Source organism: Streptomyces spirodelae (assembly GCF_017676385.1).
Taxonomy (GTDB): domain Bacteria; phylum Actinomycetota; class Actinomycetes; order Streptomycetales; family Streptomycetaceae; genus Streptomyces; species Streptomyces spirodelae.
The window spans coordinates 130,435-154,096 of record NZ_JAFFZN010000019.1 but is presented as its reverse complement, the minus strand read 5'-3'; the positions used below and the strand labels follow the sequence as shown (position 1 = coordinate 154,096).

The 23,662-nt window shown below is 72.8% G+C and carries 14 protein-coding genes; 4 read left to right on the top strand and 10 right to left on the bottom strand.

Annotated elements, in window-relative coordinates:
- Positions 1-381: 381 nt before the first annotated feature.
- Both JW592_RS20710 and ptsP read left to right on the top strand, forming a co-directional pair.
- Positions 382-831: a PTS sugar transporter subunit IIA gene (locus JW592_RS20710; protein ID WP_099878389.1), complete on the top strand. Its 450-nt coding sequence runs from the start codon at positions 382-384 to the stop codon at positions 829-831.
- A 127-nt stretch (positions 832-958) separates the two neighbouring features.
- On the top strand, positions 959-2,629 hold the full coding sequence (gene ptsP / locus JW592_RS20705; RefSeq protein ID WP_209266668.1) for a phosphoenolpyruvate--protein phosphotransferase: 1,671 nt from the start codon (positions 959-961) through the stop codon (positions 2,627-2,629).
- 96 nt (positions 2,630-2,725) lie between these two features.
- Here the strand turns inward: ptsP and JW592_RS20700 are convergent, their stop codons facing one another.
- Positions 2,726-4,756: an acetoacetate--CoA ligase gene (locus tag JW592_RS20700; protein WP_209266667.1), complete on the bottom strand. Its 2,031-nt coding sequence runs from the start codon at positions 4,754-4,756 to the stop codon at positions 2,726-2,728.
- A 201-nt stretch (positions 4,757-4,957) separates the two neighbouring features.
- On the opposite strand from JW592_RS20700, the gene JW592_RS20695 reads away from it, so the two are divergent.
- On the top strand, positions 4,958-7,312 hold the full coding sequence (locus JW592_RS20695) for a glycoside hydrolase family 31 protein (protein WP_209266666.1): 2,355 nt from the start codon (positions 4,958-4,960) through the stop codon (positions 7,310-7,312).
- 58 nt (positions 7,313-7,370) lie between these two features.
- Here JW592_RS20695 and JW592_RS20690 read toward each other — a convergent pair whose 3' ends face one another.
- Positions 7,371-8,186 (bottom strand): SAM-dependent methyltransferase, encoded by an 816-nt coding sequence (locus JW592_RS20690; protein WP_209266665.1) that lies wholly within the window; start codon positions 8,184-8,186, stop codon positions 7,371-7,373.
- 151 nt (positions 8,187-8,337) lie between these two features.
- Positions 8,338-9,177 (bottom strand): M15 family metallopeptidase, encoded by an 840-nt coding sequence (locus JW592_RS20685; protein WP_209266664.1) that lies wholly within the window; start codon positions 9,175-9,177, stop codon positions 8,338-8,340.
- Between the two features lie 472 nt (positions 9,178-9,649).
- On the opposite strand from JW592_RS20685, the gene glpK reads away from it, so the two are divergent.
- Positions 9,650-11,155, top strand: coding sequence for a glycerol kinase GlpK (gene glpK, locus JW592_RS20680; RefSeq protein WP_209266663.1), 1,506 nt, complete (start codon positions 9,650-9,652; stop codon positions 11,153-11,155).
- Between the two features lie 27 nt (positions 11,156-11,182).
- Here the strand turns inward: glpK and JW592_RS20675 are convergent, their stop codons facing one another.
- The 7 genes from JW592_RS20675 to JW592_RS20645 all read right to left on the bottom strand — a co-directional run bounded on the left by JW592_RS20675 (position 11,183) and on the right by JW592_RS20645 (position 23,607).
- Complete coding sequence (locus tag JW592_RS20675; protein ID WP_209266662.1) at positions 11,183-11,788, bottom strand: GTP-binding protein; 606 nt, start codon at positions 11,786-11,788, stop codon at positions 11,183-11,185.
- Positions 11,769-12,200: a DUF742 domain-containing protein gene (locus tag JW592_RS20670; protein WP_209266661.1), complete on the bottom strand. Its 432-nt coding sequence runs from the start codon at positions 12,198-12,200 to the stop codon at positions 11,769-11,771. The genes JW592_RS20675 and JW592_RS20670 overlap by 20 nt, the downstream gene beginning before the upstream one ends.
- A gap of 59 nt (positions 12,201-12,259) precedes the next feature.
- Positions 12,260-12,694, bottom strand: coding sequence for a roadblock/LC7 domain-containing protein (locus tag JW592_RS20665; RefSeq protein WP_209266660.1), 435 nt, complete (start codon positions 12,692-12,694; stop codon positions 12,260-12,262).
- Positions 12,691-15,432 (bottom strand): nitrate- and nitrite sensing domain-containing protein, encoded by a 2,742-nt coding sequence (locus JW592_RS20660; protein ID WP_209266659.1) that lies wholly within the window; start codon positions 15,430-15,432, stop codon positions 12,691-12,693. The genes JW592_RS20665 and JW592_RS20660 overlap by 4 nt, the downstream gene beginning before the upstream one ends.
- A gap of 577 nt (positions 15,433-16,009) precedes the next feature.
- Positions 16,010-21,100: a coiled-coil domain-containing protein gene (locus tag JW592_RS20655; protein ID WP_209266658.1), complete on the bottom strand. Its 5,091-nt coding sequence runs from the start codon at positions 21,098-21,100 to the stop codon at positions 16,010-16,012.
- 82 nt (positions 21,101-21,182) lie between these two features.
- A complete protein-coding gene (locus JW592_RS20650; protein WP_209266657.1) occupies positions 21,183-22,067 on the bottom strand; it encodes a hypothetical protein in 885 nt (294 codons plus the stop codon).
- A 52-nt stretch (positions 22,068-22,119) separates the two neighbouring features.
- Complete coding sequence (locus JW592_RS20645) at positions 22,120-23,607, bottom strand: hypothetical protein (RefSeq protein ID WP_209266656.1); 1,488 nt, start codon at positions 23,605-23,607, stop codon at positions 22,120-22,122.
- Positions 23,608-23,662 lie beyond the last annotated feature (55 nt).

Sequence of the window (23,662 nt, the reverse complement as noted above, 5' to 3'; positions counted from 1 at the left end):
CCCCTTTTGCTTCTTCCCAAGCCTACCACCGTGATTTCGATGCTCGGAAACCGCTCCGCGCCGAAGCGCGATGATCGGCGGACCGAAATCAGTTGGTAGTGAGAGGTGCTGCCGACACTCTCTGTGCCCGGCAGGCATACGACAGTACAGCGGGCCTCACGGCAGAGGCAAATCGGTTCTGTGGCTCCGACGCCACCGGCACGCCCCACCGCCGTCCGGACACTGCCGCAACAGCGCGCCGACGAGGCACGACGGTGGGTAGTGGCCCGGCCGCGCCTCTTGCGGAAGGGGAAGTTCCTATGACTTACGCTTCTGCACGGTGCGCCGTCCTGAACAGGTAGCGACGGCGGCTGATCGAGACTCCGCCTTTGGGAGGTCCCCATGACCACCGTGTCGTCCCCGCTGACCGGACGCGCCATCGGCTTGGCCGCTGTGCCTGATCCGGTGTTCTCCGGGGCGATGGTGGGCCCCGGTACCGCCGTCGACCCCGTGCGGGAGCGCACGGAGGCCGTGGCGCCTGTCGACGGAATCGTCGTCTCACTGCACCCGCACGCGTTCGTGGTGGTGGACTCCGAGGGGCACGGTGTGCTCACGCACCTGGGCATCGACACCGTTCAGTTGAACGGGGAGGGTTTCGAGCTCCTGGCCGCGAAGGGAGACACCGTCACCCGAGGACAGCCGGTGGTGCGCTGGGACCCGGCGGCCGTGGAGGAGAAGGGGAAGTCCCCCATCTCCCCGGTCATCGCGCTGGAGGCCACTGCCGAAGCGCTCGGTGATGTGCTGGAGGACGGGGACGTCGAGCGCGGACAGGCGCTCTTCGGCTGGAGCTGACGTACGGGCCCGGCCCGCTCCCTTTTGTCATCCCCCACGCGCCATCGGGAGCCCCCGCTGCGCGTGCCCGGGCCGGGCGGAAACGACTGCGGTGGTCACTGGCCGCCGCCGAGCGGAGACGGGTGAGATGGACACAACGCTTCGAGGCGTGGGCGTGAGCCACGGGGTGGCGATCGGCGAGGCGCGGCACATGGGCACGGCCGTGCTCGAGCCCCCGGCAAAGCAGATCGCCGCCGATGAGGCGCCCCGCGAGCAGCAGCGTGCGCGGCAGGCGGTGGAGGCCGTCGCCGCGGACCTGGTCGCCCGCGGAAATCTCGCCGGCGGTGAGGCGCAGGCCGTGCTGGAGGCACAGGCCATGATGGCGCAGGATCCCGAACTGATGGCCGATGTGGAGCGTCGGATCGCCGTGGGCAGCACGGCCGAGCGTGCGGTCTACGACGCTTTCGCCGCGTATCGCGCGCTGCTGGCCCAGGCCGGTGACTACCTGGCCGGGCGAGTGGCGGACCTGGACGACGTGCGCAACCGTATCGTCGCCCGGCTGCTGGGCGTCCCGATGCCGGGGGTGCCGGACAGCGACCGCCCGTATGTACTGATCGCGCGCGATCTGGCGCCGGCCGACACGGCGCTGCTGGACCCCTCTCTGGTGCTGGGCTTTGTGACCGAGGAGGGCGGGCCCACCAGTCACAGCGCGATTCTCGCGCGGGCGCTGGGCGTGCCCGCCGTGGTGGCGCTGCCCGGCGCGGGCGAGCTCGCGGAGGGCACGGTCATCGCGGTGGACGGCAGCACCGGTGAGGTCATGGTGAACCCGACCGACGCCGAGCGTGATGAGCTGGCGCGGGCGGCCGACGAGCGCAAGGCCGCCGTGGAGGCGGCCAAGGGTCCGGGCGCGACCTCGGACGGTCACAAGGTGCCGCTGCTGGCGAACGTGGGTGGTCCGGCCGATGTGCCGGCTGCCGTGGAGGCCGGTGCCGAGGGCGTGGGGCTGTTCCGTACGGAGTTCCTGTTCCTGGACGACAGTGAGCGGGCGCCGTCGGAGGAGAAGCAGGTCGAGGCGTACCGGCAGGTGCTGGAGGCGTTCCCGGAGGGGCGTGTCGTGGTGCGCGTGCTGGACGCGGGCGCCGACAAACCGCTGAGTTTCCTGACGCCGGCCGACGAGCCGAACCCCGCCCTCGGGGTGCGCGGGCTGCGGACGCTGCTGGACCATCCGGAGGTGCTGCAGGGGCAGCTTCGGGCGCTGGCGAAGGCGGCCGAGGGGCTGCCGGTCTATCTCGAGGTCATGGCGCCGATGGTGGCGGACAGGACCGATGCGCGGGCGTTCGCCGACGCTTGCCGGGAGGCGGGGCTGAGCGCGAAGTTCGGCGCGATGGTGGAGGTGCCGTCGGCTGCGCTGCGGGCGCGTTCGGTCCTGCAGGAGGTGGAGTTCCTGTCGCTGGGGACCAACGACCTGGCGCAGTACACCTTCGCGGCCGACCGGCAGGTCGGTGCCGTCTCGCGGCTGCAGGACCCGTGGCAGCCGGCGCTGCTGGACCTGGTGGCTCTCTCGGCGGAGGCCGCCAAGGCGGAGGGCAAGAGCTGCGGCGTGTGCGGTGAGGCCGCTTCCGATCCGCTGCTGGCGTGTGTGCTGGCGGGCCTCGGGGTGACCAGCCTGTCGATGGGGGCTTCGGCGATTCCGTTCGTACGGGCCCAGCTGGCCAAGCACACCATGGCGCAGTGCGAGCGGGCGGCGGCTGCCGCGCGTGCCGCGGACAGCGGTCCGGACGCGCGTGCTGCCGCGCAGGCGGTGCTGTCCGGGGAGTGATCCGGTCGTACGACTGACGCGGTGAGGGCCGCTCCGCTGTTGCGGGGCGGCCCTCAGTGCTCGGCCGATTGCCGGTCAGCCGTACTCGATTGCCGGTCAGCCGCGCTCGCGGGCGAGTTGTTCGTAGAAGCGGAGCAGTTCCGCGTTGTCCACGGAGCCGGGGTTGACGGCCTTCTCCATGGCGGCGCCCTGGAGGAGCCGTTTGACGGGCACTTCCAGGCGCTTGCCGGTGAGGGTGTGCGGGACTGCGGGGATCTCGATGATCTCGTCGGGCACGTGGCGGGGCGACAGGCTCTGCCGGATGGTCTGCTTGACGCGGTCGCGGAGTGCGTCGTCCAGAACGGCGCCTTCGGCGAGGTGGACGAAGAGCGGCATCCAGTAGCCGCCGTCGGACTGTTCGACACCGATGACGAGGGATTCGCGGATCTCGGGGAGGCGTTCGACGGCCTCGTAGATGTCCGCGGATCCCATCCGGACGCCCTGCCGGTTGAGGGTGGAGTCGGAGCGACCGTGGATGATGACGGTGTTGCGGCTGGTGAGGGTGATCCAGTCGCCGTGCCGCCAGACGCCGGGATACGTGTCGAAGTAGCTGTCGTGGTAGCGGGTGCCGTCGGGGTCGTTCCAGAAGCGGACCGGCATGGAGGGCATCGGCTGGGTGACGACCAGCTCGCCGACCTCGTCCACCAGTGGCTTGCCGTGCGGGTCCCAGGAGGCCAGGTCGGTGGCGAGGGAGGGTGCCTGGAGTTCCCCGGTGTGGACGGGGAGCGTGGGGACGGCCCCGGCGAAGCAGCTGCACACGTCGGTGCCGCCGCTGACGGAGGCGATCCACATGTCGGGCGAGACCTCGTCGTGGATCCAGCGGAACCCGTCGGGTGGCAGCGGGGAGCCGGTGGTGGCCACGCACTTGACGCGGGAGAGGTCGAAGTCGCGCGCGGGGTGCACGTCGGCCTTGCGGCAAGCCATGATGTAGGCGGCGGAGGTGCCGTAGATGGTGGTGCCGGTGCGTTCGGCGACGCGCCACTGCGCTGCTGTGTCTGGGTAGCCGGGGCTGCCGTCGTAGGTGACGACCGTGGCGCCGGTCAGCAGCCCGGAGATCAGCAGGTTCCACATCATCCAGCCGGTTGAGGTGAACCAGAAGAACCGGTCGCCGGGCCCCATGTCGTTGTGCAGGGTGAGCTGCTTGAGGTGTTCGACCAGGATGCCGCCCTGGGACTGGACGATCGCCTTGGGCAGTCCTGTGGTGCCGGAGGAGTAGAGGACCCACAGCGGGTGGTCGAAGGACACCTGCTCGTAGTGGGGTTCTGCGTCCTGTGCGGTCAGGGCGGCCCACTCCAGTGCGCCCTCGGGCGCCGGGGTGCCCAGCAGCGGTACGTGGACGACGGCGCGGAGGGTGGGCAGCGCGGAGCGGAGTTCGGCCACGGTCTCGCGGCGGTCGTGTTCCTTGCCGCCGTAGCGGTAGCCGTCGACGGTGAACAGTACGACCGGTTCGACCTGCTGGAAGCGGTCCAGGACGCTGCGGGCGCCGAAGTCGGGGGCGCAGGAGGTCCATACGCCGCCGACCGCTGCGGTGGCCAGCAGCGCGACGGCCGCCTGGGGGATGTTGGGCAGGTAGCCGCTGATCCGGTCGCCGGGGCGGACGCCGAGGCGGCGCAGCTCCTGGGCGAGGGAGGCGACCTGGGCGCGCAGTTCGGTCCAGCTGACCGGGGTGGGCTCGTGGGTCTCGTCGACGTGCAGGAGCGCCGGTTCGGTGGCACGTGCAGGGTCTTCGGCCGGGCGCAGTGCGTGTTCGGCGTAGTTGAGGGTCGCACCGGGGAACCACTGGGCGCCGGGCATCCGCTTGTCGGCGAGGACGGTCTCGTACGGGGTGGTGAAGCGGATGCCGGACCACTCGGCGAACGCGCCCCAGAAGGTGGCCAGGTGCTCGGTGGACCAGCGGTGCAGGGCCGCGTACGAGGCGATGGGATCGGCCGGGTCGGGGGCCGGCGCTCCGTGGTGGCGGGCTGCCCAGTCCTGGAACCGGGTGAGGCGGGCCGAGGGGAAGTCGCCGGGGTCGGGCCGCCAGAGTGGCGCAGGCTGCGCAGACGTGGAGGACTGCGGGGTCTGAGCGGTTCTGTCGGCTGCAGTCATGGCGGCTCCCTGACGTCCTGTACGCGTCGTCGCGTCCCTTCGCGCGGGACGATGCCATGTGATCACCGGTTGTGCCAGGGCAGGAGTCACACAGCGCGGCGGTGTGGAGTGTGCGCGGCGCCCAGGGACCGGGGTGACCACCAGGTGAACGGCCATTGAACAGCCCTGACGCGGCCGGTCGCCGATGGCAGGCTGAGCAGCATGGACGGGCGGGGCCTGGTGCGGTCGATGACGGTGGTCGGTAGGGGGCAGAGGGTGCTGGCTCTGCGGGCTGCCTGGCGCAGACGGCGGGCCGACGCGGCGGAGCTGCCGCAGCAGCGTACGGAGCGGGCGCGGGCACCGGGTGAGGCGACGGGCGCGGAGCCGGGGCCCGGCGGCGGGCGGGTGGATTTCGCCCGGTCGGTGCTCGAGGTGCGGGTGACGGCGGGCGGTGCGGTGTTCCTCGGGTGGGACGGCGCGGAGCCCGAGCCGTCGTACGCGCTGGCGGGTGGAGGTCCTGAGCCCGACCCGCGAGCGCGGCTGGAGCCGGACAAGGACGGCGGCTGGCGGGTGGTCTCCGAGCGGATGCTGGTGATCGTCTCCCGGCGGGGTGCCGTGGAGATGCGTACGCCGGGCGGCGCTCTGCTGCGCCGCGATCAGCCGCCCCGGTGGTGGGAGTGCGCGGACGAGCCGGAGGGCGGAGCCGGGACCGGGGGCGGCCCGCGGTGGATGCAGCGCTCGCAACTGCCGCCGGACGTACGGTTTTTCGGGCTGGGCGGCCGGGCGATGGGGCCCCGGCTGCGGGCGGGCACCTATCGGCTGTGGAACACCGAAGCGGGTCCGTGCGGTCCGGGTACCGATCCGTTGTCGGTCACCATGCCGGTGCTGGTGAGCGTGGCGGACGCGGGCACGCTGCTCGTCTTCCACGACAACTCCTGGGACGGTTCGGTGACCGTGCGGGAGGGGGCCGAGGGGCGGGGCTCCGGCCATGACAGGCCCGCGCGGTGCGAGGTGCGGATGAGTGGCGGGCCGACGCGGTACTGGGTGGTGGCCGGGGCGCCGTCGCGGGTGCTGCACGGCTGGGCGGCGCTGACCGGGGCTCCGGCCGTACCGCCCCGCTGGGCGCTGGGGCACCAGCACGCGCACCGGGGAGCCGCCGGGGAGCCGGAAGCACGGCGGATCGCGGAGGGCCACCGTGAGCGGGGGCTGCCGCTGCGCGCGCTGCAGCTGGACGCCACGCACGATCGGAGCGGCCGCGGCTTCACGGGGGAGGCATCCGCGGGGGCCCGGCCGTGGGCGGCCGGGGTGCGGTTGGTCTCGGTGGTGGCACCTGGTGTGCGGGCCGAGCCGGGCAGCCCGGTGTTCGACAGCGGCAGCGCGGCCGGTCTGTTCGTACGGGACGCACGGGAGCGCGCGGTGCTGGGCGGGGCGCCCTGGGGTGATGTGGTCTTCCCCGACTTCACCGACCGGCGGGTTCGCAAGTGGTGGGGTGCGCTGTACGCGGAGCCACTGGAGCAGGGTTTCGCCGGGGTGTGGCACTCGGGTGACGAGCCGGCGTCGCTGTGCGCCTTCGGCGACCGGACGCTGCCACGCTCGGCGCGGCACGCGATGGAGGGCCGGGGCGGCGACCACCGCGAGGGGCACAACGTCTACGCGCTGGCCATGGCGAAGGCCGGCTACGCCGGGCTGCGGGAGCTGCGTCCCCAGGAGCGTCCGTTCGTACTGGGCCGCGCGGGGTGGGCAGGCATCCAGCGGTACGGCGGGAGTGGCGCCGCCGAGCTGGAGACCGGCTGGGCCGGTCTGCGGGCCACGCTGTCGCTGGTGCTGGGTCTGGGGCTGTGCGGAGTGCCGTACGCGGGGCCGGACGTCGGCGGTCACACCGGGCGGCCCTCTGGCGAGCTGTTCGTGCGCTGGTTCCAACTGGCCGCGTATCTGCCGCTCTTCCGTACGCACACAACGGGGCGGGCGGGCGGTGCTGCGTGGGAGTTCGGCGAGGAGGTGCTGGAGCACGCGCGTGCCGCCTCGGCGGAGCGGGAGCGGCTGCTGCCGTATCTGATGACGCTGGCCCAGCTCGCGCACCGCACCGGCGCGCCGTATGTGCGGCCGGTGTGGTGGCAGCATCCGCGGGACCGGGCGCTGCGGGACTGTGAGGACGCGTTCCTGCTGGGCGACGCCCTGCTGGTCGCGCCGGTGCTGGAGCCGGGCGCCCGGTCGCGTACGGTGCGGCTGCCCGCGGGCCGCTGGTACGACACCGGGTCCGGGCGCGGCTTCACCGGTCCGGCGACCGTGCGGGTGGCGGCGCCGTTGGGGCGGGTTCCGGTGCTGGCCCGCGCTGGCTGTGCCGTGCCGGTGCGGGGCGCGGGCGGGCGCACGCAGCTGGAGGTGTGGCCGCCCGCACCGGGCCGTACAGGTCATGGGCTGCTGATTCCCGATCCGGGCGACGGATGGGACAGGCCGGCCGCCGAGCGGTTCACGGTGCGGCAGGGGCGGGACGGCGTCGTGGTGGAGCGGGACGGCGGCGGAGCCGTCGAGCACCCGGTACGCGTGCGCCGGCCCGCCGGTCACCCCGCGTGGTAGCCCGGCCGGTCCGCGCGGGCGGTGGCCCGGCCGGGGCGCCGCGCTGTGGCCGCCGCTGTCAGCTCTTGCGGCCGACTCCACCGTAGGCGGCGACCTTGGGCGGTTCGCCGAACGGCAGCGCCTCGGGGCGCCAGTGCGGGACGGAGACGATGCCGGGCTCCAGCAGCTCCAGTCCCTCGAAGAAACCGGCCATCTGTTCCGGGGTGCGCGGGGTGTAGGGCACGGCGCCGCTGCGCTGGTTGAAGCGGCGGATGGCCTCCACATAGGCGGGGTCGGTCGTGCTGCCGTCGTTGTAGCCGAGGTAGCTGCCGGGCGGCAGTGCGTCCAGCAGCTCGCGGGTCACGGCACACGCCTGGTCGTAGTCACCGACCAGGCCGAGGACTCCCATCAGCATCAGCCCGACGGGCTGGTCGAAGTCGAGGGTGTCGGCGGCGGCTGCGAGGATGCCGGCCGGGTCGCGTACGTCGGCGTGCAGGTAGCTGGTGGCGCCCTCGGGGGTGCTGGTGAGCAGGGCCTGCGCGTGTGCGAGGACGAGGGGGTCGTTGTCGACGTAGACGATGCGGCACTCGGGAGCCACCCGTTGGGCGATCTCGTGCGTGTTGTCGACGGTGGGCAGGCCGGTGCCGATGTCGAGGAACTGCCTGATGCCCTCCTCGGCCGCCAGGTGGCGAACGACGCGGCCGATGAAGGCCCGCGAGTGGCGGGTGATGTCGACCATCCCGGGGAAGACCTCGCAGACCTTGTCGCCTGCCTCGCGGTCGACGGCGTAGTGGTCCTTGCCGCCCAGGAGGTAGTTCCAGATCCGCGCGGAGTGCGGGACCGTGGTGTCGATCTGCGTCGCGAGCTGCTGTGCTCGTTCCATGCGGTCCGTCATGGCTGGCTCCCCTGGTCGGTCGGTGACTGTGCCGGGCTTCCCGGTGGGTGGCTGTCCGGAGGTTGGTTCCGCCTCAACCTAGCGCCAATGGTCCGGCCACCGGAGCCCCGTTCGCGCTTTGGCCCGAGGCGGCTCCGGTGGCCAGGTGGCCTCAGCGGTGGGAAGTCAGCGAGTGCCGGGAGACGGGGAAGTCGAAGTAGGTGTCGGGGAAGGTCTCCGGCTTGTGGGTGAAGTGCCACCACTCCTCGGGCAGGTTGCTGAAGCCCTCGCGCTCCAAGGTGGTCTTCAGCAGTTGCCGGTTGGCGCGCTGTTTCCCGGTGATGCGGGGGTCGTCGGTGTGCGAGAGGGTGTCGAAGCAGTCGAAGCCGGTGCCGGTGTCCACGGAGTTGTCGGGGAACCGCTCCTCCCTGGGCGCGTAGCACGGCACCAGCGGTTCACCGGGGTGGTAGGGACGGGTGGGCCGTGCGGGCAGCTCGGCGACGGTGATGTCGACGGTGCTGCCGCGGCTGTGCCCGGACTTCTCCGCGATGTAGCCGTCCTCGAAGAGCCGGTTCTTGTCGACCCGCGGGTAGAACTCGGTCTTCATCTTCTGGTCGTCCAGGTCCTTGGCCCAGCGGACGAAGTGGTCGACGGCGCGCTGCGGCCGGTAGCAGTCGTACACCTTGAGGGTGTAGCCGCGGGCGAGCAGCGAGCGCTGGGCCCTGGCGAGCGCCTTGGCGGTGTCCTTGGTGACGATGCACATCGGCTGCCGGTAGCCGTCGATGGGCTCGCCGACGAAGTTGTGCGCGGTGAAGTAGCGGATGTCCTGGCGGATGGTCGGCGCCACGTCGTGGAGGGCGACGAACTCCCGGGGCGCCTTGGGTTCGTGACCCTGTCCCTGCCCCTGCCCCTGTTCCGACGCCGCCTGTGCGGGGGCGGGGGCGGCTGCGAGGGCGAGGAGGACGGCGGCAGCGGCGAGCGGGGCGTGGGGTGCGGTGCGGATACGTCTCATGCCCCTCTCCTCTATCAGGGGCCCCCGGGCCTCCACCAGAGACCGGGCCTCCTGCTTCGACGGAGAGGACGGCGGCAGAGCGGGAGGAGAAGCAGGAGAACGGCGGCTCGGGATCACCCCCGTCGGTCCCGTGCCGCCGTTCTGTTCAGTGTGGACGCCCGCCTCCCGGGGACGGTTCGCGTGTTCGGCGGGACGTACGGGGACGTGAGGATCTGGTGACACCTCGGTGACAGTCGCGACAGGAGCGTCGCACAGGGGGGCACGACAGTCCGGTTGTGCGCCCGGCCTTGACTGCCTCTCAGCTGGGCTGAACACTGCCGTCACGCTCGTCGCGGGCACCGCCGTCATGCCGGGTGGAGCCGCCGATCGGCGGGGCCTGAAGGCTCTGCCCGGCGGGGCTTCGGCGTGCTGCTCCGCAAGGCCGCATTCTGATCGTGACGTCCGAACGCACCTATCGAGGGGTCGTCAAACCATGACGGACAAGTACGTCGCTGCCATCGACCAGGGCACCACCTCCAGCCGCTGCATCGTCTTCGACCAGCAGGGCGGGATCGTCGCCGTCGACCAGCAGGAGCACCGCCAGATCTTCCCCAAGCCGGGCTGGGTGGAGCACGACGCGAGCGAGATCTGGACGAAGGTCCAGGCCGTGGTCGGCGGTGCTCTGGAGCGGGCTGGGCTGCGCGCCGACCAGCTGACCGCCATCGGCATCACCAACCAGCGTGAGACGACGGTGCTGTGGGACCGGGCGACGGGCGAGCCGGTGCACAACGCCATCGTCTGGCAGGACACCCGCACCGCGGCGCTCTGCACCGAGCTGGGCGGCGAGGTGGGCCAGGACCGCTTCCGTGACCGTACGGGCCTTCCGCTGGCCAGCTACTTCGCCGGGCCGAAGGTCGCCTGGCTGCTGGACAACGTGCCGGGGCTGCGGCAGCGCGCCGAGAGGGGCGAGATCGCGTTCGGCACCATGGACTCCTGGCTGATCTGGAACCTGACGGGGGGAACCGACGGCGGACGGCACGTCACCGATGTCACCAACGCCTCCCGCACCATGCTGATGAACCTGGAGTCCCAGGAGTGGGACCAGTCGGTGCTGGACGCGATGAACGTGCCCGCCGCCGTGCTGCCGGAGATCAGGTCCTCCTCGGAGGTTTACGGCACGGGTGTGGGACAGCTGGCCGGGGTGCCGGTGGCCTCCGCGCTGGGTGACCAGCAGGCTGCCGTCTTCGGACAGACGTGCTATGGAGTCGGCGAGGCCAAGAACACCTACGGCACCGGCTCCTTCCTGCTGCTGAACACCGGGAACCGACCGGTGCCCAGCAAGCACGGGCTGGTGACCACGATGGGCTACCGGCTGGGCGACGAGCCTCCCGTCTACTGCCTGGAGGGGTCGATCGCCATCACCGGAGCCCTGGTGCAGTGGTTCCGCGACCAGTTGGGCATCATCAACGACGCCTCGGAGATCGAGCCGCTGGCGGCCAGCGTCGAGGACAACGGCGGGGCCTATATCGTGCCGGCGTTCTCCGGCCTCTTCGCTCCGTACTGGCGTTCGGACGCCCGGGGCGTCATCGCCGGGCTGACCCGGTATGTGACCAAGGCGCACCTGGCGCGGGCCGTGCTGGAGGCGACGAGCTGGCAGACCCGGGAGGTCGTCGACGCGATGTACCAGGACAGCGGGGTGGAGATCACCACGCTGAAGGTGGACGGCGGTATGACGGCCAACAGCCTGCTGATGCAGCACCAGGCCGATGTGCTCGGCGTGCCGGTGATCCGCCCGGTGGTCGCCGAGACGACCTGCCTGGGCGCCGCCTACGCCGCCGGGCTGGCCACCGGCGTCTGGTCCGATCTGGACGAGCTGCGTGCCCACTGGAAGCGGGACGCAGAGTGGACGCCGTCGATGAGCGAGGAGGAGCGCGACCGCGAGTACGCCAACTGGCACAAGGCCGTCGAGCGCAGCTTCGGCTGGGAGAAGTCCGACTGAGAGCCGGAGCACGCGCCCCGTCGACCCCTACATATCGGCGGGCGCCCGCGCAGCGTTCCGCATGGCGTGCTCGACCACCGAGATGAGTACGTCCCGCGCGGACTCGCGCACCCGCGCGTCGCACAGCATCACGGGTATCGCCCCGTCGAGGTCGAGGGCTTCACGGATGGTCTCGGCGGGGTACCGCTCGGCGTCGTCGAAACAGTTGACCGCCACCGTGAAGGGGATGCCGCGCCGCTCGAAGTAGTCGATGGCGGCGAAGCTGTTCTCCAGCCGTCTGGTGTCGGCGAGCACCACGGCGCCGAGCGCACCGGTCGCCAGTTCGTCCCACAGAAACCAGAACCGGTCCTGGCCCGGGGTGCCGAACAGGTACAGGACGAGCCCGTCGTTGATGGTGATACGGCCGAAGTCCATGGCGACGGTCGTCGTGGACTTCGCCTCCACTCCCTTGAGGCTGTCCACGGGGAGACTGGCCTCGGTCAGCAGCTCCTCGGTGCGCAGTGGCTTGATCTCACTGACCGACCCCACCAGCGTCGTCTTGCCGACACCGAAGCCCCCGGCCACCAGGATCTTCAGTGTGACCGGTTCGGCCGGGGCCGTGGTGCCGCCCCGCTTAGAGCGCCCGAAGACCATTGATCACCTCTCTGAGGATGCTCTCGTCCGGCAGCTCCGCCGGAGGGACGGGGCGGGTGACGCGCACCAGTTCGGCTTCCACCAGGTCGCCGATCAGGACGCGTACCACCCCCACGGGAAGGTCGAGCTCGGCCGCCACCTCCGCCACCGAGAGCGGCGCGCTGCGGCAGAGGGCGACGATATCGAGGTGCTCGGGCACCAGCGAATGGTCGGCGAGGAGCTTGTCCTCCTCCTCGGGCAGGAGCCCGCTGCCGGTCGCGCCGTCCGGCTCGGGCTCGCCCGCTTTCTCGGCGATGACGAGGGCGATGAGGTCGAGCTGCGCGTCCTTGGCGCCGCTGCGGGTGCGGCCGCGCGTCATCGCGTACGGCCGCACCACGGGTCCTGCCGCCTCGTCGAACCAGCGGTCCGTCATGGCCAGCCCCGTCCCCTCACTCCTTCGTCACGTCGCCCTGTCCGCCCCGTCGTCGCCCTTCAGCCGGCGCCGCCGGGCGGTGTGCTGCGCGTCGGGGTGCCCAGATGCGCCCCGACCCGCTTGACCAGGAGCGTCATCTCGTAGGCGACCTGGCCGACATCGGCCTCCGCATCCGCCAGCACGGCCAGGCAACTGCCGTCACCGGCGGCGGTCACGAAGAGGAACGCCTCCTCCAGTTCGACCACGGTCTGCCGTACGCCGCCGGCGCCGAAGTGGCGGCCGACGCCCTTGGCGAGGCTGTGGAACCCGGAGGCGACGGCCGCGAGGTGCTCGCTGTCCTCCCTGGTGAGTCCCTCCGAGGCACCTCTGGCGAGGCCGTCCCCGGAGAGCACGAGTGCCTTGCGGATGCTTCCGACGCGCTGGACCAGCTCGTCGAGGAGCCAGTTGAGCTCACCGCCTCCAGCGTTGTGCGATGCGGCGTCTGGTGCGGTCATCGACCGTCCCCTCCTGGTGTTGTTCCTGGTGCTGTCTCCCCCGCGTCGTGTTGCGGTTCGCTCTCGCGTCTGCCGCGTTCCCAGCCGCGCTGGAGGGAGGCCATCTTGCTGCGCACTTCGTCGGCGTCGCGGTCGGCGACGTCCGGCGTGCTGGATCCTTGGGTGTCCGTCCGCTCCTGCGGCATGCGGGTGTCGACGGTCGGCGTGTCCGCCCTGAGCTGCGGCGCGAGGCTGGCCTGCCGGACCCGGCGCGGCAGCCCGCCCGCGCCGGACGGTGCCGCGCCGGACGAGCCCGGTGCGCCGGGTGAGTCGGGCGAGCCCGAGGAGTTCGGGGAGCCCGAGGAGCTCGGTGACCCGGGTGAGTCCGACGAGTCCGGTGAGGTGCCTGTGCCGGGCTTCCTGCGGCGGGGCAGCGGTGCGGGGCCGTCGCCCCTCGTGCGCTCGGCCGGAGCCTGACGGTCAGGACCGACCGTGCGCCCGTTGTCGGAGACCAGCACCGGAGCGCCGGGCCGCCGCCGCGGCAGCGGCTTGGGCCCGCCGGTACCGGGATCGCTGTCGCCGCCCGGCTGGGCGCCGGTGCTGGAGTTCGCGTCGGCGTCGGCGTCGGCGCGTGCCGTGGGAGGGGCCTCGTCCCGCGCCTGCTGGTGCTGCTCGCCCGCTGGCGCCACCGAGGCCGACGCCGGTTCCCGCTCGCCCCTGCGGCGCCCGCCGAGACGCTTCGGCGAGGCGCCGGGGTCGTCCTCCAGCGGAGCCTCCAGCTCCACGGGCCCGTCGAGCGGCCTGCCGGGCTTGGCGGCCTCCACGGCGGGGCGGCCCGGCCGGCCCTGGTCGTCGTCCCGACCGGGGGTCTCGGTCAGTACGCTGCCGGGGATCAGGACGACGGCGGTGGTGCCGCCGTAGGGCGAGGGCTGCAGGGAGACGCGTACGCCCTGGCGCTGGGCGAGCCGGGAGACGACGAACAGGCCGAGCCGGTCGGTGTCCGACAGCTCGAACTCGGGGGTCTCGGCCAACCGCAGATTGGCGTCCAGCATCGCGTCCGCCGTCATACCCAGACCGCGGTCGTGGATCTCCAGGGTGAAGCCGTTGGCGACCCGCTCTCCCAGTACTTGGACGGCGGTGTGCGGCGGGGAGAAGACCGTGGCGTTCTCCAGCAGTTCGGCGATCAGGTGCGTCAGGTCGGCCACCGCGCTGCCGTCGACGGCGAGGCGGGGCAGCCTGCGCACCTCGATCCGCTCGTAGTCCTCGACCTCGGCGACGGCCGCCCGTACGACGTCCATCAGCTGTACGGGCTTGCGCCACTGCCGGGAGGGGGCCGCGCCCGAGAGGATGACCAGACCTTCGGCGTGGCGCCGCATGCGGGTGGTGAGGTGGTCGAGTTTGAAGAGGTCGGCGAGTTCGTCCGCGTCCTCGGTGCGGCGTTCCATCACGTCGAGGAGGGTGAGCTGCCGGTGCAGCAGCACCTGGTTGCGGCGGGCAAGGTTGACGAAGACCTCGGAGACGCCGCGGCGCATGTCGGCCTGTTTGACGGCGGCTTCGACGGCGGCCCGCTGGAGGGTGTTGACGGCGTGGCCGACCTGGCCCATCTCGTCGGCGGGGTACTCCAGCCGGGGAGCCTCGGTCTCGACGTCCACCTTCTCACCGGCGGCCAGCCTGCGCATCACGCTGGGCAGCCGCACGTCCGCCGCCTCGTTGGCCTCCTTGCGCAGTGTGTTGAGGTCGCGGACGAGGCTGCGGGCGACGCGGATGGAGATGACCAGGGAGGCCAGTACGGCGAGGAAGCCGAGCACACCCGCGGCCACGGCCTGGACGATCACGCGGGTGGCGACGGGGTCGATCCGCTCGTGGAACCGCTGGTGCGCTTGCTCACCCATCTCGTGGAGGTCGTGCAGGGCCGTGTCGATGGCGGAGCGCCAGCGCTCCTCGCCGACCGGTCCCTCGTCGGTACGCGGTCCGGCGGCGATGACGGCGTCCTCGTAGCTGCGCAGGGTGCGGCCGGCGGTGCCGTTCCAGTAGTTCTCGAACAGCTGCCGGTCCTCTGCCGGCAGCGTGGGGAGGTTGGTCTCGTAGCTCATGTTGCGCTCGGCGACACGGTCGGAGAGCGCACGCTGGTCTCCGCGGGTGAACTGGCCGGCGGCGTACGCTGCGGCCATCAGCGCGTCCTCCCGGGAGAGGTACTCGCCGGCGCGGTTGACGCCGACGAGGGCGCGGCCCTCCTTCTCCAGGTCCACGTCGTCGACGGCGCTGAGCGAGTTGACCAGCGCGTAGGCGTGGTCGATGAGTTCGTTGTACGCCTGGAAGGCGCCGCCCCGGGTGATGGTGTTGTGCTCGACGCGGGACCGCAGTCCCTTGAGTCCGTCCAGTGCTTCCAGGAAGTCCTGCAGCCGGGCCCTGGAGTCCGCGCCGAGTTGAGCGCTCTCGCCGCCGTCCGAGGCGTTGCGGCGTACCGCTGCGGCCTTGCGGTCCGTGGCCCGCTGGAGGTCGTGCAGTTTCGACAGGCTCGCCCCACCGCGCGGGTCGGCGATGTGGATCATGATCTGGCGGCGCTCGTGCTGGATGGCCCGGACCGTGTCCTCGGCCGGTTCGCCGATCTTGTGGGACACCTCGTCGAGTCTCAGCAGACTGTTCGCCTCGGTAGCGGTGATGTAGGTCGCGAAGCCCCAGATGGACAGCAGGGAGACCAGCGGCACCAACAGCAGCACCACGATCTTCCGGCGGATGGACTTCCCGCGAAAGCGCATGGCCTCCCCTACGTCCTCCCCAGCTCGCGGGGGTGTGTACCGACAGCAAACGGCGTGAGCTTACTACTGACGCGCCGGCAACTCGTAGGCATGTATGAGCGTCCGAACAGGCAGTCCAGGGTGCCTCATCCTGAGTTGTCCGTCGATGCCCCACCGGACGTACGAAGTCTGTGGCACAGCACACGTTCAGGGAACCGTGCGAGGATCAGGTGCAGTGAAGGGGGAGTGAAAGAGATGTATGCGAAACCCCGCCTGCCGGACCCGGTACGGGCGGCGGCGGTGCGGGCGGTGATCATCGCGGCTCTCACGCTGGTGCAGCTCATGGTCGCGTTCTTCTGCTCGCTGGCCGCCGTCTGGCTGGCCTTCCCGATGGTGCTGTCCACGATCGCCAGCACCATCGTGGCGACTTGGGCCGTGCTCGACGTATGGATCACCCGGCAGGTCTGGGTGCAGCGGCACGGCGTCGTCTCGGAGCCCAGCAGCGCGGCCAGACGGCGCGCGCTGGCCGACCGCCGTCAGGCGCCGGGCGACGGGCACGCCGGGGGCGGCGCCCATACGCCGGGCTCGGCGCGCGACGTCAGGGGCGGGGCGAGTGTGCCGCGTCCGGCACGTCACCCGGCGGATGAGGGGCAGGGACGTCCGGCCGGGCATCCGGCTCCGGCTGCTGCGCACGCGGCTCGTCCCGGGCGTCGGACGGGTCACCGGGGCGGCGGAACATCCGTGTCGCGGTGATCTCGCCGTGCACGGCGGGTTCGTCCTCCTCGGCCTCCGGCCGGGGCAGGCCGGGCCGCAGATGCTCCTCCACGCTGATGTACTTGAGCCCGGCGCGCAGGTCGGCGTCGTTGCGCAGCCGGATCACCAACGGGAACTCGGCCAGTGCCGTGGTGTCGAACAGGCCCGTGGTGTAGAGGAGCTGGACGCCCAACGCGTCGGCCACCGCCCGCTGGAGCTCCAGCAGATAGGTGGCGTTGGCCCGCCCGATGGGGTTGTCCAGGAACAGCGTGCCTGCGTGCCGGTGCTTGTCGCGGCCCCGGTCGTTGCTGCGCAGTGCCGCCATCGTGCAGTAGAGGGCGATGGCCGCGGTCAGCAACTGGCCGCCCGAGAAGACGTCTCCCATCTGTCCGACCGGCACCCGCTCGGCGCGCAGCACGGCGTCCGGTTTGAGGATCTCGACCGAGACACCGCGCGGTTGCAGTGCCGCGTGCACTCCGCGCAGCAGCAGCGTCATTCCGTCGCGGCGCATATCGGAGTTCTTGCGGACGGCCGCGCGGGTGGCCTCGTCGATGACCTCGCCCAGCCGCTCGGTGAGCGTGGCCTGGTCCGGGTCCTCGAAGCGGATACGCAGGAACTCCTGGCCCGACCACTCCCCCAGCCCCTCGGGCAGCCGGGAGAGCCGCTGCGCCGAGCGCAGGGTCGTCAGCGACGACTCCACCAGGCCGCGCAGCCGGTCCACGATGCTGTCGCGGTTGCGCTCCAGCTGCGCCAGCTCGTCCGTCAGCACGCGGAGCCGGGGCGCGAACGCCGTGGCCCAGGCAGCGGCGTGGTCCGGCAGCGCGGAGGCCGGCAGCTCGCGCACCTGCTGCCGCGCCGGTGTGCGGACCTGCTCGTAACGGCTGGAGTTGGCGTGCCGTACAAGCGCGTCGCACGCCTCGCGTACGGCCTGCTCGGCGGCGGTGAGATCGGCGGCGCAGCCGCGCAGCGACCGCCGTGCCTCGGCAGCCGCCTGCCGGGCCTCGGCGGGACTTCCCGCGTACGGCTCGGGCGGCTCCTCTCCGTCCTGCTCCCCTGACGCCGGGGCCGCGGGATCGCGCAGCAGGTCGCGGAGGGTCGCCGCGGTCTCGTCGAAGCCGCCGGCTGCGTCCTCGGCGGCTGCGTGTGCACGCTCGAGCGCGGTGTGCGCCGCGCGAGCGGCGTCCAGTTCATCGCCGCGGGCCGCCAGTTCGGCGTTGGCCGTCCGCAGCAGGACCTGGGCCTGCGCGGCGTCGGCCGGCTCCAGCTCCTCGGCAAGCTCGGTGTGGCAGTCGCCCTCGGCGGGAGCGAGACGCTCGGCCTCACCGCGGAGCCTGCCCAGCTGTTCGCTGGCGTCGGAGTTGCGTGCCTCCAGCCGCTGGACGAGCGCTTCGGCGCGGGCCGCTGCGGCCTGCCGGGAAGGGCCGTCCGCGCCGTCGGGGCCCTCCAGCAACTGGGCCGCGCGGGTGCGCACCTTGTTGCTGAGCCGGTCGAGCGCGGCCTTGGCCGCGGACTCGTCACCCTCGGCGCGGGCCTGTTCGGCGCGCAGGTCGGCGCCGACGCCCACCTTCTCGTACAGCTGCGAGGCCGAACGGTATGCCTCGCGCAGGTCCGGCAGTGACGCGGTGCGCTCAGGCGCGGGCGCGGGCGCGGGCGCGGGCCGGTCGGCGGCGTCGTCGGCATCCGTGCCCTCGGTCAGCCCCGGCTCCTGGGGGGTGTCGGGCACACCCGCGATCTCGGCGCGCTCGGCGCGCAGGGTGCGGGCCGTACGGCGTGCGTCATCGGCCGCGCGCTGGGCGGCGCGCCGTTCGTCGTCCACCGAACGGGCCCGCTCCAGGCACTGTTCGGCGCGCTCCTGCGCGGTGGCGACGTCGTCGGCCAGTTCGCGCAGCCGGCTCTGCCACTTGGCGCGTTCCCGCAGCCGGAAGGCGAGTCCTGAAAGTGCGTCCGCGCTGCGGCGGGCGCGCTGGGCGGCTTCCTGGCGCTCGTCGCGGACACGCCCTGTCTCGGCGGCCTGCTCGTCGGCCTCCGCGCGGGCCTCGCGTACCTCAGCGAGGTGCCGTTGGGCCGCCTCGGCGGCCTCCCGGGCCTGCGCCGCGGCCTCGGCCAGCTCGTCGAGGCGGCCTTCGGGGCAGCCGCTGCGCCAGGAGGCGAGGCGCGCCGCCAGCGACCGGTCGGCGGACAGCCGGGCCGCCAGCCTGCGGATCTCCTCGTCCCGTGCCGCGGCGCGCTCCCGCAGTTGGCGCCGCTCGTCGTCGGCCGCGTGCTCGTCGTGCATGGCCGGGTTGGGCGGGACGAGAAACACGCCGGACACGCCGGAGTCCGGCGCACCGCCGCTGTCCGGCGCGGGCGCAGGCGCCAGCAGCGCCGCCGAGGTGCCGACGGCGACGGCGGAACGGGGCAGCAGCGCCGCGCCCGCCAGCACCTCGCGGGCGCGCGCGTGGCTGTCCGGGTCGGTGATGACGACGCCATCGACCAGTTCGGGCCGGGCCGCGAGCACCGCGGCGTGGTCGGCGGGGTCGACGGCCTGCGCGAGGTACCGCCAGCCGGGCAGCGCGGGGACGCCGTGCTCGCCCAGGTACGCGACGGTGGCCGTCACATCGGGACCCGGTGGAAGCAGCCCGCCCTCGCCGAGCGCTCCCAGCATGCGCGCGTCATCCGCCGCCGCGGTACGCAGTTCGAACAGCTGGCGCTCGGCGGCTGCCACGCCCTCCTCCAGCAGCTCTTGAAGGGCTTCCGCGTTGCGGTCGAGCTGTTCGGCGGTGAGCGGCCCCTGGTTCGCTGCGGCGCTGCCGTCGGCGCCGGCCCGGGCGGCTGCCGGGCCCGACCCTGGCCGGGCTGTCCTGGCGCCGCCTTGGCCGGGCACGGTGCCGTTGCCCCGGACTGCCTCGGTGCCCCCGCCCGCCTCGGTGCCTTCGGGGTCGGCGGGTGCCCGCCGCTCGGCTGCGCCGTCCGCGCCGGGGCCGCGCGCCTCGGATGAGCTGCCCGCGACCCGTTGTCCGGGGAGGGCGGCCCTGGCGGTTCCGTGCGCTTCTGCCCCCGCTGCCTCGACTCCCCCGGCTCCACCGGCCGTTTCCGGCGCGCCCGGGTGCGGGCCGGGCAGGCCGAGCAGTTCGGCGAGGCGCTCCTCGGCGCCGAGCGTCTCGGCGGTGGCGCGCTCGGCCGTGTACGCGCTCTCCGCGGCTTCGGCGGCGTCCGCGGCGCGGGCCGCGGCGAGTTCGGCGCTCGCGTGCCTGCTCGCCAGCTCCCGGGCGCGCTCGGTGCCGCGGGCCGCCGCCTCGCGAGCCGACTCGAAAGCGGCAACCGCGCTCTTCTCGGCATCGCTGGCGGCCAGCGCGGCGCGTGCCGGGTCGGCGTCCGGGTCGCTGTCGTCGAGCCAGCCGGCGCGCACCGCCTGGTCCATCTCCTGCTCCACCTCGGCGAGACGCTGACGCAGGTGCTCGGTCTCGCTGCGGGCGCGCTGCGCCTCGGTCGCGGCGGACGTGGCGTCCTGGTGGGCGCTCTCGCTCTCGGTCTGCAGCGCGGCGGAGCGCTCTTCCTGCTCGCTCGCGATGCGTTCGCTGTCCTCGGCCGCCGTGTTGAGGGCGCGCACGAGCGCGGTGGCGGCCTGGGCACGGGCTGCCAGCGCGGGCGCCGCGTCGCGCTCGGCCTCGCGGATGGCGGCGGCGACCCTGGCCGAGCGGTCCGCGGCCGTGCGGTGCGCGAGCACCGTCTCGGCGGCTTGCCAGGCGGAGTGCAGCGTCCTGGCCTCGCTCAGCTCCCGCTTCTGTGCCGCGGCGGACTTCTCGGCGGCAGCCAGCGCCAGCGAGGCGTGCCGGTAGGCCAGCTCGGCGGCGATACGGGAGGCACGGCCGCGCGCGTCCTCGGCTTCGCCGACCGACTCACGGGCCTGCTCCAGCTGTTCGGCCAGCTCCGCGGCGCGGCCGCGCTCCTGGGTGCCGCGGGCCGTCAGCCGGTGCGCGAGGTGGCGGGTGCGGCGTTCGGCTCCGGTGTGGATCTCCCGGGCTCGGGCGCGTGCCCCCGCGGCCTCGGTGATGCGGTGCAGATGGTCGAGGGAGCCCGCGGTGAAGTCACGCTCGGCGGTCAGCTCCGCTCGGCGGCCGAGTTTGTGTGCGAAGCCGTGCACGAGGTCAGCCAGGCCGTCGGTGTCCCGGGTGTCGGTGACGGCGCGCAGCAGCAGGTCGGTGAAGTCCGAGTCGTTCTTGACCGCGAACAGCCCGGCCGCCTCGCCCTCGTCGGCATTCATCTCACGCTGGTAGCGGAAGAGTTCGGGGTCGAGGCCGAGCGTGGTCAGATGCTCGTTCCAGCGCTCGTGCACCTCTTCCCACACCACGTCCAGGTTGGGATATGCCTTGCCGGTTTCGGTCAGTATGTCGCGGAAGCCCTTCATGGTGCGGCGCCTGCCGCGCGCCGAGGAGGTGCCCTCCGCCCTGGGCCGCAGCGCCGCCGACTCGGCCACGGGGAGGGAGTCCAGGGACAGCCCCGGGCCCGGCCGGAACGAATACCACGCCTCGGCGAACTTGCGCGGGTCGCCCGAGACCTGACGGCCCCGCCACTCGCTGACCTTGCCGACGACGATCGTCTCGCCGGTCCTGGTGTGCTGCCACTCCAGGGCCACATGACCGCAGTCGTCCGCCAGCAGGAACTTGCGCAGCACACCCGAGCTGGCACCGCCCAGGGTGTTGCGGTGCCCCGGCAGCATGACCGAGAAGATCAGTTTGAGCAGCACGGACTTGCCGCCGCCGTTCTCCAGGAAGAGCACGCCCGCCGGCGCGGGGCGCCGGGGCGGGCCCTGCGGCTCCTCCTCGAAGAAGTCCGCCTGCGTCGGCGCCGGGCTGGGCACGGGCTCGCCCACTCCGCGCAGGTCCAGCACGGTGTCGGCGTAGCGCGCACCGGCGGGCCCGATGGAGTAGAGGCGGATCCGGGACAGCTCGTACATGGCGGCGGACTCTCGTCGGTGGTGCGGTGGCGGGTCTGACAGGTCGGGTGGCAGGTCGTACGGGTCGGCGGGTGGCGGCAGTTCAGGAGTGGAAGGGCAGTCCGGCGTCCGGCGCCAGCTCCAGGCCGTCCTCCTCGGGCGGCGGCAACAGGCTGGCCGTACCGTCCGAGACCGGGACGACGCCCAGCTCCAGCAGTTCGGCCATCGCGGCGCTGCCCGCCATGTCGCGGACCTGCAGCTGGTAGCGCGCCGTGGTGCGGTAGGTGCCGCCCGCGTCGTCCCCGGTGCGCTGGAGGAAGCCGGAGTCGGCGAGGAAGGCGACGGCCTTGGCGATGATGCCCGTGGTGGAACCGGACAGCCTGCGGGCGTCCTTGGTGGCGCCGGTGGCGCTGCGCCGTGCGTAGGCCCGCCAGGCCGCCTCCAGCCCCGGCGCGCCGGTGGCCGGGTCGGTGTTCTCGCCCTCGGCCTCGGCCCGCTCCTCCAGCCTGCGGCACGCCTGGCGGACGAAGGAGTCCACGCCGTTGACGGTGATGCGGCCGATGTAGCCGTCGTCGGCCAGGTCCTCGGGGCGGGGGAAGGCCATCGCCGCGCAGGCCAGATGGGCGAGGCCGTGCAGGAAGCGGTCCGTGGAATCGGCGCCGGCCCGCCGCGCGTAGTCGCCCATGCGCACCGCGAAGACCGAGTCCTCGGCGGCGGCCAGCGCCATGCCCGCACGGGTGGAGACCTCCAGGACGACGAGACCGAGGCCGGTGGCGACGGCGTCGGCCAGCCGCGCGAACGCGGGCTCCTCCAGATAGCGCCGCAGCAGCTCCGTGTACTCGGCGTCCCTGGCGGGGGCCAGCTTGGGGTGCAGGCCGAACGAGACGAGGCGCGCCGCGTCGGCGGCGTCGGCGGGGGTCACCTGGTGCGCGGAGCTCTTGCTGCCGAGCCCCTCGTCCGGGTCGGGCTCCGGTACGAAGTCAGTCATGGTTGCTCATTCAGCTCGTGCGGGGGGCCGGTCATGTGATGCGGGGTGCCCGTCATGCCGCCTCCGTCCTGTCCGCGGCCATGCCTGCCGCGTCCAGCAGTGCCGTACCGACGATCAGATCGGCTCCGCCGAACTCCGGGTCGTCCAGCGGGGTGCCGTCGTCCACGGCGAACAACAGCCGCTCCTCGCCCTGCCGGTAGGCGGTGCCCACAGGCGGGCTGGCGGCGTGCACGGCGAGCAGGGCGATGAGATACGGCAGATCGGGGTCGCGGCGGCGTGCGTCGGCCAACAGGCCGGAGAGCCGCCGCGGCGCGTCCGGCGGCAGCTCCAGCAGCTCCATGGCCGCCGCCAGCTGCTCCTCGCTGAATCGGCTGTCGTCGGGCGTGGCGACCAGGTCGGGCTCCGGCATCTCGGCGCCGAGGTGCTCCCGGGGCGCGGGCGGGGTCAGCAGCATGTCGGTGAGGTCGCCCAGGCGTACGGCGCCGGGGGTGCGCAGCCCGGTGCCTCGGGCGAAGAACGCGTCGGTCACGCGGGTGGCCGCCTCCAGCGGCAGCGGCAGCACGGGAGCGAGGAGCTGGCCGTACAGATCGAGCCCGGCGCGGGCCGCGGGCGGCGCGAAGGCTTGCCGGTCCTGTTCGGCGCGGAAGAGCGGGCCCGCCTCCAGCAGCCGGGACTGGAGCTGGGTGTGGCGGCGGATGCAGTCCTTGACGATGTCGACCAGTTCGGCGGCACGGCGCTTGTGGTCGGGGCCGCGTTCGGAGGCGGCCTCGTCGCGTGCCTTGCGGATGTTGGTGAGGATGGCGTTCTCGTGGCGGTAACGGTCGGCGACGTGGTCGAGGGCTTCGCTGATCATGTCGGGGACGGCGCTGAGCCAGTCGACGGCGCGTACGTCGCGCCGGGTGGCCTCCAGGGTGCGGCGCAGCGCCTCGGCGTACTGGACCGTGCGGTAGCGGGCCTGTTCGGCGGCCAGCTGGGCGTCGGCGAGGCGGCCTCGGCTGATGAGGACCTCCAGCTTGACCTCGGCGGCGATCTGGGCGCTGGTGACGTCCGTGTCGAGCGCGCCGACCAGTACGTTGACGGCCTCGTCGGTGGTGCGCAGATAGACGCTGCCGCCGGGTCCTGGCACCTCCTCGATCAGCTTGAAGTCGTAGTCCCGCCGCACATAGGTGCCGTCGGGGTCGAAGGTGCCGTAGACGGCGCGGAAGCCGCGGTCCACGCTGCCGACGTTGATCATGTTCTCCAGGACCCAGCGGGCCACCCGTTGGTGCTCGGCGGGATCGCGGGTGGGGGCCTGGGCCGCGACGCGGGGCAGCAGCTTGGCTACGACCTGCTCGTGGTCGGCGCCGGTGTCGAAGTCCATCTGGAGCGTGACCAGGTCGATGGCGGCCAGTGCCAGCTCGGCCATCTCGTAGGTGCTGTACTCGCCGGCGAGGTTGGCCTTGCGGGTGTCCAGGTCGTGCAGCGGCGCCGTGCAGGCGAGCGCGCGCAGCCGGCGGGCCAGGCCCTCGTCGGCCGCGGGGCCCGGGGCCGGCGAGGGCATGGACACACCTGTCCTCGCCGGGGTGCTCGTCCTGGTGGCGCTCTCAGTCACGACG

What these genes read in the sequence shown, in the direction of transcription:
- JW592_RS20710 (WP_099878389.1), top strand. Translation starts at nt 382, where the DNA reads ATGACCACCGTGTCGTCCCCGCTGACCGGACGCGCCATCGGCTTGGCC.
- ptsP (WP_209266668.1), top strand. Translation starts at nt 959, where the DNA reads ATGGACACAACGCTTCGAGGCGTGGGCGTGAGCCACGGGGTGGCGATC.
- JW592_RS20700 (WP_209266667.1), bottom strand. Translation starts at nt 4,756, where the DNA reads ATGACTGCAGCCGACAGAACCGCTCAGACCCCGCAGTCCTCCACGTCT.
- JW592_RS20695 (WP_209266666.1), top strand. Translation starts at nt 4,958, where the DNA reads ATGGACGGGCGGGGCCTGGTGCGGTCGATGACGGTGGTCGGTAGGGGG.
- JW592_RS20690 (WP_209266665.1), bottom strand. Translation starts at nt 8,186, where the DNA reads ATGACGGACCGCATGGAACGAGCACAGCAGCTCGCGACGCAGATCGAC.
- JW592_RS20685 (WP_209266664.1), bottom strand. Translation starts at nt 9,177, where the DNA reads ATGAGACGTATCCGCACCGCACCCCACGCCCCGCTCGCCGCTGCCGCC.
- glpK (WP_209266663.1), top strand. Translation starts at nt 9,650, where the DNA reads ATGACGGACAAGTACGTCGCTGCCATCGACCAGGGCACCACCTCCAGC.
- JW592_RS20675 (WP_209266662.1), bottom strand. Translation starts at nt 11,788, where the DNA reads ATGGTCTTCGGGCGCTCTAAGCGGGGCGGCACCACGGCCCCGGCCGAA.
- JW592_RS20670 (WP_209266661.1), bottom strand. Translation starts at nt 12,200, where the DNA reads ATGACGGACCGCTGGTTCGACGAGGCGGCAGGACCCGTGGTGCGGCCG.
- JW592_RS20665 (WP_209266660.1), bottom strand. Translation starts at nt 12,694, where the DNA reads ATGACCGCACCAGACGCCGCATCGCACAACGCTGGAGGCGGTGAGCTC.
- JW592_RS20660 (WP_209266659.1), bottom strand. Translation starts at nt 15,432, where the DNA reads ATGCGCTTTCGCGGGAAGTCCATCCGCCGGAAGATCGTGGTGCTGCTG.
- JW592_RS20655 (WP_209266658.1), bottom strand. Translation starts at nt 21,100, where the DNA reads ATGTACGAGCTGTCCCGGATCCGCCTCTACTCCATCGGGCCCGCCGGT.
- JW592_RS20650 (WP_209266657.1), bottom strand. Translation starts at nt 22,067, where the DNA reads ATGACTGACTTCGTACCGGAGCCCGACCCGGACGAGGGGCTCGGCAGC.
- JW592_RS20645 (WP_209266656.1), bottom strand. Translation starts at nt 23,607, where the DNA reads ATGCCCTCGCCGGCCCCGGGCCCCGCGGCCGACGAGGGCCTGGCCCGC.